The sequence below is a fragment of the Bifidobacteriaceae bacterium genome (genome assembly GCA_031281585.1).
Lineage (GTDB): Bacteria > Actinomycetota > Actinomycetes > Actinomycetales > WQXJ01 > JAIRTF01.
Genome location: JAITFE010000083.1, coordinates 42485 through 52729, shown reverse-complemented (window position 1 = coordinate 52729; position 10245 = coordinate 42485). Strand labels below are relative to the sequence as shown.

The following is a 10245-nucleotide window of genomic DNA, read 5'->3' as shown; positions in this document are numbered from 1 at the left end:
AGGCGGCCCCGCCCGTGCGGCGGTCGATTCAGGGGCAGGGCGCGGCTGGCGCGGCCCCGGCGGCGGACGCGCCCGTGGCAGAGGCGCCACCCGATCCTCGGGCCGCCTTCGCGAGCGGTCCTGACCAGGCGCCGTCCGGTGGTCCGACCGTCGCCACCAGTGGGTCTGTCCAGCCGCCGCCCGGCGCGGCCGCAGGGGTCGTAGGCGCGGCGGGCCTTGGGGCGCCAGGCGTCCAGGCCGGCCCGCCGGTTGGCGTGAGCGGTCCTGACCAGGTGCCGCCCGGTGTTCCGGCCGTTGCCAGCAGTGGTTCTGTCCAGCCGCCGCCCGGCGTGTCGGATGTGGCGAGCGGGGCGGGCCAGGCGGCCACGGGCGTCCAGGGTGTCCCGCCGGTTGGCGTGAGCGGTCCTGACCAGGTGCCGTCCGGTGTTCCGGCCGTTGCCACCAGCGGTTCTGTCCAGCCGCCGCCCGGCGCCCAAGGCGGTCCGCCGAGCGCCGCAGGCGGATCCGTCCAAGCGCCGGAAGGGCTCCCTGCCGCTGCCGCGCCTCGGGTGCCAGCCGCCGAGCCGCCTCCGGCCGTGCACATCGGCCGCGTTCCCGTGTATTCCGACACGCCCGCTGCGACCGCCCCGACCTTCGCAGGCCACGGCGCGGCCCAGGGGGATGAGGACTACTTCTGGGATGAGAACGGGGATTCCTTCCTCGACTTGACTTCCCGGCGCGAGCCGGCCGAAACCGAGGAAGAACTTGACGAGGAGGGCTTCTTCCGGGTCCTTCCGCAAGCGGGGGTTTCGAACGCCTCGTTCGCGGGCCTGGCGCCGTTGGTTCACGGTCGGCTCCAACCGGCCGCAGGCCCACCCGGTACTCAGGCGCCTCCGGCCAGTTCGGCCCCCCCGCCAAAGCCTCCGCCCGCAGAGCCGGCCACGGCTCGGGCGAGGTCTGAGGCCGCGCGGGCCGTTCCCATTGTGTTCGGGACTGGGACCGAGGCCGAGCCCGCCCCGTCTCCATGGGTTCCGGAAGCTGGAGCCCGGCGGGACACTCCCGCACTTGGCGACCCGGCGGCCGCCCAGTTGGCGGATGTCGGCCCTGTGGAGGTTGGCCCGCCAGGGGCGGCGGCCGGACCCGGCGGCGCCACGTTTGTCGAGCCGTACCCGGCTGGCGGCGGGCGGCCGACTGAGCCGGCCGCAGAGCCGGTCCGACAGGAGCCCGCCGACTCGCAGCCCGACCAGGCCCTGCCTCAGGCGCCCGCCGACCATTCAGCGGCGCCGTCTGCAATCGCGCCCTCCGGGCGTTTGCCGGCCGAGGCCCCGTTCGAACCGCCGACAGCGGCGGTGTATCCGCCGGCGGCGTCTCCAATCGCACCGCCCGGGCGCTTGTCGGCCGAGGCCCCAGTCGATCCGCCCGCAGCGGCGGCGTATCCGCCAGCGGCGCCTCCAATCGACGCGCTTGACGTGGCTCCCGCCAGGCCGACTGGGCTGCCCAGGCACGCCGCCGACCCGTCCATGGCGGTGCCGCCGACAGCAGGCGACATGTTCGTTGATCCTGAACTGTCCCCCCCTGTCGCCGGACCAGCGTTTGCGGCCCCGACTGAGGCACCACCGGACGCAGCAGCCTATTCGCCTGCTCCCGCGCAGTGGGACCTGGGCGAATGGCCTCCGCCGGCGGCAGGCTCGCCGGCCGGTGGCGCTCCTGTGCCACAGCCGGAGTCGGCTTCCGGGCGGGAAGCCTCCGCGCCGAGAGGCGCAGCGCCGGACTCGGAACTGGACGACTACTGGAACATGCCCGTTGAAGTGCCCCCGCCCGACGTGTTCGGCGGGGACGACCCGTTCGGGCCGATCGAATTCGGTCCGGTGTCGTTCGGGCCGCCGGCGCCCGAGCCGGGAGTGCCCGACTGGTCTGCAATGCCGTCGGCGGGTGCGCTGGGAGCGGACTGGACGGCATCGTCGGGAGGGCGAATCGGGGACGCTGCGGAGGCGGAGCCACCGGTCGCCGACCTGGCCGCCCCGGTGCCCGCCGAGGCCGCCGCCTACGCGGCCGAGGTGACCGCCGACGAGGACGAGGACATGGGCTGGGAGGGGCCGCCGGAGATCGGCCCCGACGGCCGGGGACCATGGCTCGACGGCCCGGACGCGCCGTGGGGGACGGCGCCCGCGCAATCCGGGCGGCGCGCGCTGGTGGCGGGGGCCTGGGGCGTGGGACTTGGCGTGGTGTTCACACTTGTGAGATTGTTCCTACTGAACTAATCGCGAAGGAGATTATTGAGTGGCTGATGCCCGAGCGCTGCAACTAGCCGAGGAAGCGGCCCGCGCGGCCGATTCGATCAAAGCAACCGACATTGTGGCGCTGGACGTCAGTTCCCGCCTGCCGCTGACGGACGTGTTCGTCATGGCCACCGGCGCCACCGAACGGCAGGTCGACGCGATTGTCGATGCCGTCGAGGAGCGACTGGCGGCTTTGGGCGCGAAACCGAAGCGCCGGGAAGGGCGTTCGGGGGCGCGCTGGGTCCTGCTTGACTTCGAGGACATCGTGGTCCACGTCATGCACGCCGAAGACCGGGAGTTCTACGCGCTCGAAAAGCTTTGGAAGGACTGCCCGGCCGTGGAGTTGGACGGACTGGTCGAGGCGGCGCCGCCTTTGGCGGCGGCGGTGGCGTGACCGCCAAGCGGGTGGTGATCTGGCGGCACGGCCAGACCGCTTACAACCTTGAGGGGCGGATTCAGGGGGCATCGGACATTCCGCTGGACGAGGTGGGGCTGGCGCAGGCGCGGGTCGCCGCCCCGCAGTTGGCTGCGTTGGAGCCGACGGCGATCTGGTCTTCGGACTTGGCGCGGGCCCGCCAGACAGCTGACGCCCTGGCGGCGCTGACGGGCCTGCCGGTGGTCACGGACCAGCGTCTGCGGGAGCGCGAGTTCGGAACCTGGGAGGGCCTGGCCATCAAGGACATCGGAGCGCGCTGGCCTGACCTGTACGAACGCTGGCGGGCGGGGGAGGACCTGCCTCAGATCGGGATGGAGACGCGGGACCACGCGGCCGCGCGGATCGTCGCCTGCGTGCTGGAGGCTGTTGACGGCGCGCCGGACGGCTCCACCATTGTGGTAACCAGCCACGGCGGCGCGTCGGTGTGCGGGATCACCGGGCTCTTGGAACTTGACCCCGCCGACTGGCTGGGGCTGCGGGTGATGCGCAACGCGCACTGGTCGGTGCTGGAGGGCGGCGGGCGGCGGGCGCCCGCCTGGCGGCTGGTCGGCTACGACCTGGGGGACGTGGACGGGCGGCCGGGACTGACGCCCTGGGCCTGACGGTTGTGGGCCGGACGGTTGCGGGCCGGGCCTGCGAGGCGGGTTTGCGGAACCGGGCAGGTTTGGGGGACTTGCGGCGACGGCATCGGCGGTGGGCATGCGCCAGCGGGCCGGTTTGGCGCCTGACCTGCCGGTCCCCTAAAGTAGTCCGAGCCGCCGGGCTGCCTGTTTGGTAAGATGGCGGGGCTCGCGGGGCATTGGCGCAGTTGGTAGCGCGCTTCCATGGCATGGAAGAGGTCAAGGGTTCGAATCCCTTATGCTCCACCAGAGTTCGCTTACTCGAAACACTGACCTGTTCATTGAGTCTGGCTCGGGTGCATCCTCGTCCAGGATCGCTGGGCGGCGTTGCTTGGTGGGCAACCAGCCGTCAGCCTGGAGACCCACTTCGTTTAGATGTGTCGGAGCACTTCTGGCGCCGGTCGATGCAGCCCTTGAGCGCACAGAACGATGTCGGGCACATCAGAGAAACAGTATCCCAGCTCAAAGCAGCACCCCGGCGGTGGGATGCGATCGCCTCGTGGATTGTGGTCCGAGCAACGCAGTCGAATCTGCGTGCGGCGTCTGAACTTCTCGCCGGACGGCAGTCGGTCCTTCTGTTCCTCGCTGGCGAAGATCATGCGCTCGCGGCACTGCTCAACGCCGTGGTTCACGATGCCCACGTGTTTTCCTTTGGCCGCCACAAGAGTCGCCTTCTCGCCGCTCGGCTCGTTGACCAGCGCAATCGTTCGCTGTGGACTGATGGGCCAAACTATGTGGGTGGCATCGTTGAGTGCTGGTCTTACGTTTCTGCGAAGTGGCAGGAAGACGGGGACGTCGCAGGTGAGGAACCGCGATCGGTCGTCGTGCCACACTTCGATGTGTCGCGTCGTCAGAATGTCCGCAGCGTCCCACATTGAGCGGAATACCATCTCGGTGTGGAAGGTCGCCTCCCGGAACGGGCCACTGGCGGTGTTCTGCAGGCTTGCCCAATCGGTCGGATTTTAGGCCGCAGGCCACGCGTTGTACTGCAGCATCAGGCGGCGTTCCTGAAGCGTCCTCATGCGTTGAACCGCCATCGCTAGGCCCAGACCCATGAGGTCGTCGAACTGCAGTGTGCTGGGATCGTCCAAACCATCGAACAACCGCTGGACGCGGATCAGTTCCTCTTCCGCGATGGTGAACATCTCCTCTACGCGATTGTGAGGTTGTCCATCACCTCCAACTACACGGTGAAAGTTCTCGGCCACGCACAAGTCGTTTAGCCCGAGCGGTCTGGCCGCGCCGGTCGCGGTGTCAAGCGCCCAAACGCGACGATTGTCGAATGACCATGCTCGCAGGTACGCCCGGGGCACATAGTGGTGCCGCTTCTTGCTCTTGGGATCCGGCGCAGCCGCAGTTTCCGCAAGCCGCGCCATATAGTCCTTAGCATTCGGGGTGAGGGACAGGCCGCCGCCAGTGAGTGGTACGCGGCCCCATAGGTTCCTTACCCTCTTGACGACCTGCCATTCACCGGAGTTGAAGGGCGGCACCGCAGGGCCGACTAGGCGTGGCGTGACAGCACCAACTTGCGGTCGCCGAAAGTCGCGGTCACCTCGATGGTGCCGCCAAGGGCCTCGACGTATGACTTCAGGGTGGCCAGCCCGGAACGGTCCAGGTCGCCGGCTTCCAAGGCGGAGATGGTCGGCTGGGTGAGGTTCATCCGCTCAGCGAGTTCCTTCTGAGTCATGCCCAACTCCTCGCGGATCTCGCGCAACCGGTACGCGCGCTCCTCTGCCTCCATCCGCGAGACGTGGGAGGCCACAACCGCCTTATCCACGGGGCGCTTGGCGCGCACCTCCTGCCAGGTGACAGTCTTGCTCATCTCACTCCTCCTCGCCTTCCAGCCACTCATCGAACCTGTCGTCCGCCAAAGGGATGCTCCGGTCATACCACTGCTCCCACCGGCCAGCCTTGTCACCTGCGACCAACAGCACCGCCCGCCGCCTGGGATCGAACGCGAACAGGATTCTGACTTTCCCACGTCCCGCCGAACCGGGCCTGAGTTCCTTCATGTTGTGATGACGAGAGCCTCTGATCCGATCTGCTGTTGGCCTGCCGAGCGCGGGTCCCTCGGCCTCGACCGGGTGATCGCGGCGGCGACCACGTTGTAGGTTTCGTCATCCAGCCCCAAGATCCACGACTCCACGTCCTCCCAGAGCCGCACATCCCAACACATCCTCCCAGCATGGTATAGATTCGGATCAATACTGACCCAATCGAACGGCATGCCCTAGCGCTTCAACTTCGAGCTTCTCGGCTTGTATGCGGAGGGATGCGCGTTCTTCTTGGTGACACCATTCCCGGCCCGTCGGGCACGGTGATCGGCGGCTGATCCTGAGCAACCACCCCATGGCGCCGCAGAATGATTCCGACGGTCTGCCGGTCGATGCCAAGAATCGGGGCCAACTCGTACACCGTCTTGCCGTTCCGATACTGCTCGGCCATGTCCTCGACCTGCGACTCCGTGAGCCGCCGAAACTGCCTCCGTCTCACACTTTGAGATTTTCCGGGAGGGGGCAGCCTCCCCGCCTCGTACTCCTTCCGCACTCTGACAAGGGCTTTCAGCGAAGTGGACAGGGTTGGAACTTTGCCTCCTATGCTCCACCAGCGTTCGCTTACCGAACCACTGACCCGTTCATTGGGGGGTCGGGCCTTCCGTTTGGCTCCCCTGACGACTGCGCGGGCCTTGACCAGTGTGCGATCGTTTCCCCCCGGCCCAGCGCCTGCTTGAGGCCGGGTGCATGGATTTGTCCGGCCGGAGTATCCGGGTCTTGACGTGTGATCGAGTCGGCCTAGAGTCGGATCCGGCTGCGAGGCTCCAGGGCTTCCGAGATGATGCGTCATCGCGCAAGCCCACGAGTCGCCGTCCCTCGAATCCGCCGAGCGTCTGCACGTCGACTCGGCGTGACGGGCCAGTTGGGCGCGCGCCTCAAGGCTCGGGTGTGGGCCCGCGTTTCCGGGCGTTGCTGAGCGATCTCGTCAAATCGGCAGCGCGACTCCGAGTGCGGCGTTTACCCGCAGCATCGTTTCCGGGGAGAGCGCCCCGACGGGCTCGACTTGGTCGTCGGCGTAGAGAACCGTGGTGTCGTCGCACAGGACGCTGCCCGCCAAAGGTTCGGATGGGCCGAGGGTCACCATCGTGTCCAGATCGGGCTTCCTCATGGTGGCGACGCGGACCACCAGCGCGGTGCCGAGTTGCCGGTGACGCGCGTTGTTGGAGACGACCAGGTAGGGCTTGCGGCCGGTGCCGATGTCGGCCCAATAGACCTGGCCCCTGGAGAAGAGGTACATCAGTCGTCAAGCCGTCCCCGGCGGGCGCGGATGGCCCGCGCGTGTGCTTCCTCCTCCTTGCCGGAAGCGGAAGCCAGCGCCGCGTAGCCCTGTTCGAGCCGAATCTCCCGCAGGGCGCTTAGGGCCACTTCGATCAGTTCGCTCAATGCCCGAGCCTCGGACAGCGTCCCAACCAGCGGCCCGGCGACGCGCTCAACGGCTACCCGCTCGGGCGTGCCCGGCTCGCGGACGCGCTCGACAAGCGCCACTTGGGCTGGAGTCAGCGGCACGCTTTTGGGGACCGTCCCAATCACGCGCCGAGTGCGTCAAAGCTTGCAGCATTTGATGCTGCAAGTACCTATCGCCCGCTATGAGCGAAGAAGCCATTGACCTCGACCAGCTCGACTGTGTTACACCACCGGCCGGTCTGTCGTGGGCGATCGTCGTCCTGACCATCTCGCGCCGTTCTGGCCCTTTCCCAAACAAGCCGGAGATAGCTGACACCCGCCGCTGACGGGCGGAAATGGTCGTGGGAAGGCGGGTTGCCCAAGATCAGGCCAACGGCGTCGGCTACGAGGGATTCGGCTGGGTCCGCCATTGCTTCCGTGGACTCAGGTGGCCACCCGAACATAAGGGTGATGCCTTCGCCCCGTGTGCTGGGGTGAATCCAGATGTTCGGGTTCGCCACCAACACGTCCGCCATATGTTCGAAGTCATGCGCGTTGTCGGCGCAATCTGGGGGTGGGGCAGTTAGGCCGGACGCGTCGGTCAGTTGGAGTTCGGCGACGCCGCATGGGGGATTACCGGAAGATCGTGGAGTCGACTAATGCAACTCTAATAGCGTTACGCTAGCCTACTAGCATGGACATGGTGAGCCCGCTCGCGACTATCGCGCCGGGACTCGAGAGTGCGGCCCTTACGGTGCTCGCCGACGTCGACACTGCCCTGTCCGCAACTCGGATTCGGAGCGTGGCCGGAAGGGGATCTCGGTACGGCCTGGTGCTCGCGCTTGAGCGTCTTGTCCGGCACGGCATCGTCAATGCCATCCCAGCCGCGCGCGGCAATCTGTACCAACTGAATCGGAGCCATGTGCTCGCCCCGGTTGTCGTCGCCGGCGTCAGGGCCCGCGCTGAAGCCGACAGCAGGATCGCCGATGCCGTCAGCGACCTGGCCCCCCAACCGATCAGCGCCGCACTTTACGGTTCCGTCGCTCGTGGCGAGGCCACAGCCGACAGTGACATCGACCTGCTGATCATCGCCGCTGACGGCCTTGACCCGGACGCCGAAACATGGACCGGGCAGGTCGACGGCCTCGAACGGCGCGTGCGAAGTTGGACGGGCAACCCGCTCCAGGCCGTGACGGTGACTCGGGCGCAGCTCGCCCTCATGGCAGCGGGCGGGGCCGGAATCGTGGATGAATGGGAACGCGATGTCCGCACCATTACCGGCGAAGACGCTCGCAGCTTGATCCGCGCGGCCCGAAAGGACGCCGAAAACTCATGAGCCCCAAAGAATTCCGCACCAGCGCTGGCGGGTCGGCACAAGGGCGTCGCCGTCTCAGCATCGCCGAACAGTATCTGGCCCTCGCGGAGATGCTGGAGGACGACCCGTCGGACGGCGCGGTCAACGCGTGCATCGGCAACTGCGTGCTGGCTGGAATCGCGGCGGCAGACGCGATCTGCTATGCACGCCTCGGCGAACGCTACAGCGGCCCGGACCACGACCAGGCGGCCGATTTCCTTGATCGTGTCGACAAAGAGCTGGGCGGCAAGCTGCGTGTGCTGGGCAGACTCAAGACCAGGTCGCAGTACGGCGACGAGTGGCTCACCGACTCCACCAGGAAGTCGGCTCTTCGGGGTGCCCGCGCGCTCGTGACAGAAGCCAAGACCTCGCTCCGCTGAATCATTTGAATAGGCCGTGGTGACAGCGGCGGAGACCGCCCTGGGTCGCCACCTCTCCTTGGACCCCAAGCACCAGGTACGAGCACGGATCTGCCGGACCCGACAGCGTCAGACGATTCAACACCGGCCGTTGGATCACGCGGCCGTGTTGGCCGGGCGAAACGTTGCTGCCCAGCGACTCCAAAGGCACAGATCAGGTGCCGTGCGGACGCAAGGGCTCGGTGATCGATCCGGCCGCGTGCTGCTGGCCGCGATGGACTTGGATGAACCGGGTGCTGGCGAAGGAGCGAACTAGGGCGGCGAGCGCCATCGCCCTGATCCAGTCCTCGGCAGTCATCAGCGCCTAGACAGCCATCGGCACGCGCTCACACACGGGCTTCCCAGTCCGCCTCGGGTTAAGCTTGGGCTGTGTGTCAGATCACGTTTTGGGAGGAGCGCTGACGAGTGGAAGACGCTGAAATGGCCGAACTGCTGCTGAAGCTTCACGAGGTTCTCAGGGAGGCAGGCCTTGACGCGCTGGTCGAACAAGAACAAGCGACGGCTCGAGTGGGTCAGGTGCAGGAGTTCGCGGCGGATGACCGGACGCACCGAGGCAATGAACCCGCAGCGCGCAAGGGGGAGTTCCGAGTGCAGGCAATAGGTATGAAGCAGCGGTGGGCAAACGTGCTTGATCTCATCGAAGCAGCGGTAGCAGGAGCTCACATCACCGAGCAGGCTGTGCTGGCCGCTCCCAGGCGCCTCACCAATGGCGGATTTCACACCGATGTGACGTTCGCCGACCCGAGCGATGATTTGGGCGGGTACGTGCAACCTGACACGATTGGTGATGCTGCCGAAGGCGAGAGGTCCTGGACCCTTGGGGAAAGGCACGATGACGAGAGATCAAAGGCCATTCGCGAAGTGGTTCACGCAGTGCAGGGGCTTCGCGAGCACTTTGGGGTTGTACGCGGAGCGTGGCTGCGCCCCGTTCAAGAGTTCGATCAGGTGGGCCTTTCATGGCCGGCGTGACACCAACGCCGCAGACACCAAGCGCGCTGCTGGCCAGTTTGCAGCGCAACCTGCCAATCGCGACGCGGACCAGCATGAGCGGCGCAACGCCGGGGAATGACCTTTACGAGGCCTACATCTTCGGCCTTGTGCTGGCCGCCGCCGATAACCAAGGCTATTCAGTCCAGATTCGCGACTATGAAGGACAAGGCGCTTCGGTGCTTCACCTCCGACGGTCGCCGGGAAGACTGTGCAACGGAGTGTCCCAGTTAGGCGCACTGTTCACGCATGCTGTGCTTTCTGTGGCCAACCGCCCCGACCTCGAAGTGCATACCGGAGTGTATGTTGTTGGAAAGTCTAGGGTCACGCATGAAGCAGACGTCTTGGTTCTGCCTGCAACCGTGGCGAGGCGGTGCCGAGAAGCTCGTCTCGATCCGCCGAGCAGCGCCGCATGGCTGCTCGTGGAAGCCAAGTATTACACCGTTCCTGTGACGTTGGGGGTTGGGCGGCAGTTCTTGGGCCTCCGGCATGACACCTCGGCGAAGAACACCGTGTTCGTGTGCACAACGGCCGGTTCGTCGGCATCCGCCCTTCTCGCTGGGAGCCCTAATGTCGAGGCGGACGACGGCGTCCTCCCCAGGTTGTCCGGCGAATCGAGCCTGCGTAGTCTGCTGGTTCGCCTGTTCAGGACGTACAGGCTTCGACGGTGAGTGTGGGCGGACGGGATGCCGCAATCTCCTCGGATCCGGGAGCGAGTTCGCCAGCCGTTTGCG

Annotated in this window: 13 protein-coding genes, 1 tRNA gene and 1 pseudogene; 8 read left to right on the top strand and 7 right to left on the bottom strand. The window is 66.9% G+C overall.

Going from position 1 to position 10245, the window contains the following annotated elements; all coding sequences use genetic code 11:
• From LBC97_09800 to LBC97_09785, 4 genes are all read left to right on the top strand, one after another.
• A partial coding sequence (locus LBC97_09800) for a hypothetical protein (protein ID MDR2566324.1) occupies positions 1-2240 on the top strand: 2240 nt, incomplete at its 5' end.
• Between the two features lie 19 nt (positions 2241-2259).
• Positions 2260-2652, top strand: coding sequence for a ribosome silencing factor (rsfS, locus tag LBC97_09795; protein MDR2566323.1), 393 nt, complete (start codon positions 2260-2262; stop codon positions 2650-2652).
• Complete coding sequence (locus tag LBC97_09790; GenBank protein ID MDR2566322.1) at positions 2649-3296, top strand: histidine phosphatase family protein; 648 nt, start codon at positions 2649-2651, stop codon at positions 3294-3296. Before rsfS ends, LBC97_09790 begins: the two co-directional genes overlap by 4 nt.
• A 191-nt stretch (positions 3297-3487) precedes the next feature.
• Positions 3488-3563, top strand: a tRNA-Ala gene (locus LBC97_09785).
• Between the two features lie 122 nt (positions 3564-3685).
• Here the strand turns inward: LBC97_09785 and LBC97_09780 are convergent.
• The 6 genes and pseudogenes from LBC97_09780 to LBC97_09755 form a co-directional block, all read right to left on the bottom strand.
• Positions 3686-4690: pseudogene (locus LBC97_09780) on the bottom strand (DUF4238 domain-containing protein).
• A gap of 125 nt (positions 4691-4815) precedes the next feature.
• Positions 4816-5136, bottom strand: a complete 321-nt coding sequence (locus tag LBC97_09775) for an XRE family transcriptional regulator (protein MDR2566321.1) — start codon at positions 5134-5136, stop codon at positions 4816-4818.
• Between the two features lies 1 nt (position 5137).
• Positions 5138-5350, bottom strand: coding sequence for a type II toxin-antitoxin system RelE/ParE family toxin (locus LBC97_09770; GenBank protein ID MDR2566320.1), 213 nt, complete (start codon positions 5348-5350; stop codon positions 5138-5140).
• Positions 5323-5478: a hypothetical protein gene (locus LBC97_09765; GenBank protein ID MDR2566319.1), complete on the bottom strand. Its 156-nt coding sequence runs from the start codon at positions 5476-5478 to the stop codon at positions 5323-5325. The genes LBC97_09770 and LBC97_09765 overlap by 28 nt, the downstream gene beginning before the upstream one ends.
• 815 nt (positions 5479-6293) lie before the next feature.
• On the bottom strand, positions 6294-6605 hold the full coding sequence (locus LBC97_09760; GenBank protein MDR2566318.1) for a type II toxin-antitoxin system PemK/MazF family toxin: 312 nt from the start codon (positions 6603-6605) through the stop codon (positions 6294-6296).
• On the bottom strand, positions 6605-6898 hold the full coding sequence (locus LBC97_09755; protein ID MDR2566317.1) for a hypothetical protein: 294 nt from the start codon (positions 6896-6898) through the stop codon (positions 6605-6607). Before LBC97_09755 ends, LBC97_09760 begins: the two co-directional genes overlap by 1 nt.
• A 547-nt stretch (positions 6899-7445) precedes the next feature.
• Here LBC97_09755 and LBC97_09750 point away from each other — a divergent pair.
• Together LBC97_09750 and LBC97_09745 are read left to right on the top strand one after the other, a co-directional pair.
• Entirely contained in the window at positions 7446-8087 is a 642-nt protein-coding gene (locus tag LBC97_09750; GenBank protein MDR2566316.1) for a nucleotidyltransferase domain-containing protein, read from the top strand.
• Positions 8084-8485, top strand: a complete 402-nt coding sequence (locus LBC97_09745) for a hypothetical protein (GenBank protein ID MDR2566315.1) — start codon at positions 8084-8086, stop codon at positions 8483-8485. Before LBC97_09750 ends, LBC97_09745 begins: the two co-directional genes overlap by 4 nt.
• A gap of 193 nt (positions 8486-8678) precedes the next feature.
• Here LBC97_09745 and LBC97_09740 read toward each other — a convergent pair whose 3' ends face one another.
• Positions 8679-8822, bottom strand: coding sequence for a hypothetical protein (locus LBC97_09740; GenBank protein ID MDR2566314.1), 144 nt, complete (start codon positions 8820-8822; stop codon positions 8679-8681).
• A gap of 107 nt (positions 8823-8929) precedes the next feature.
• Here LBC97_09740 and LBC97_09735 point away from each other — a divergent pair, with 107 nt between their 5' ends.
• On the top strand, positions 8930-9493 hold the full coding sequence (locus LBC97_09735; protein MDR2566313.1) for a hypothetical protein: 564 nt from the start codon (positions 8930-8932) through the stop codon (positions 9491-9493).
• On the top strand, positions 9481-10182 hold the full coding sequence (locus LBC97_09730; protein MDR2566312.1) for a hypothetical protein: 702 nt from the start codon (positions 9481-9483) through the stop codon (positions 10180-10182). Before LBC97_09735 ends, LBC97_09730 begins: the two co-directional genes overlap by 13 nt.
• Positions 10183-10245 lie beyond the last annotated feature (63 nt).

What these genes read in the sequence shown, in the direction of transcription:
- LBC97_09775 (MDR2566321.1), bottom strand. Translation starts at nt 5,136, where the DNA reads ATGAGCAAGACTGTCACCTGGCAGGAGGTGCGCGCCAAGCGCCCCGTG.
- LBC97_09750 (MDR2566316.1), top strand. Translation starts at nt 7,446, where the DNA reads ATGGACATGGTGAGCCCGCTCGCGACTATCGCGCCGGGACTCGAGAGT.
- LBC97_09730 (MDR2566312.1), top strand. Translation starts at nt 9,481, where the DNA reads ATGGCCGGCGTGACACCAACGCCGCAGACACCAAGCGCGCTGCTGGCC.
- LBC97_09740 (MDR2566314.1), bottom strand. Translation starts at nt 8,822, where the DNA reads ATGACTGCCGAGGACTGGATCAGGGCGATGGCGCTCGCCGCCCTAGTT.
- LBC97_09760 (MDR2566318.1), bottom strand. Translation starts at nt 6,605, where the DNA reads ATGTACCTCTTCTCCAGGGGCCAGGTCTATTGGGCCGACATCGGCACC.
- LBC97_09745 (MDR2566315.1), top strand. Translation starts at nt 8,084, where the DNA reads ATGAGCCCCAAAGAATTCCGCACCAGCGCTGGCGGGTCGGCACAAGGG.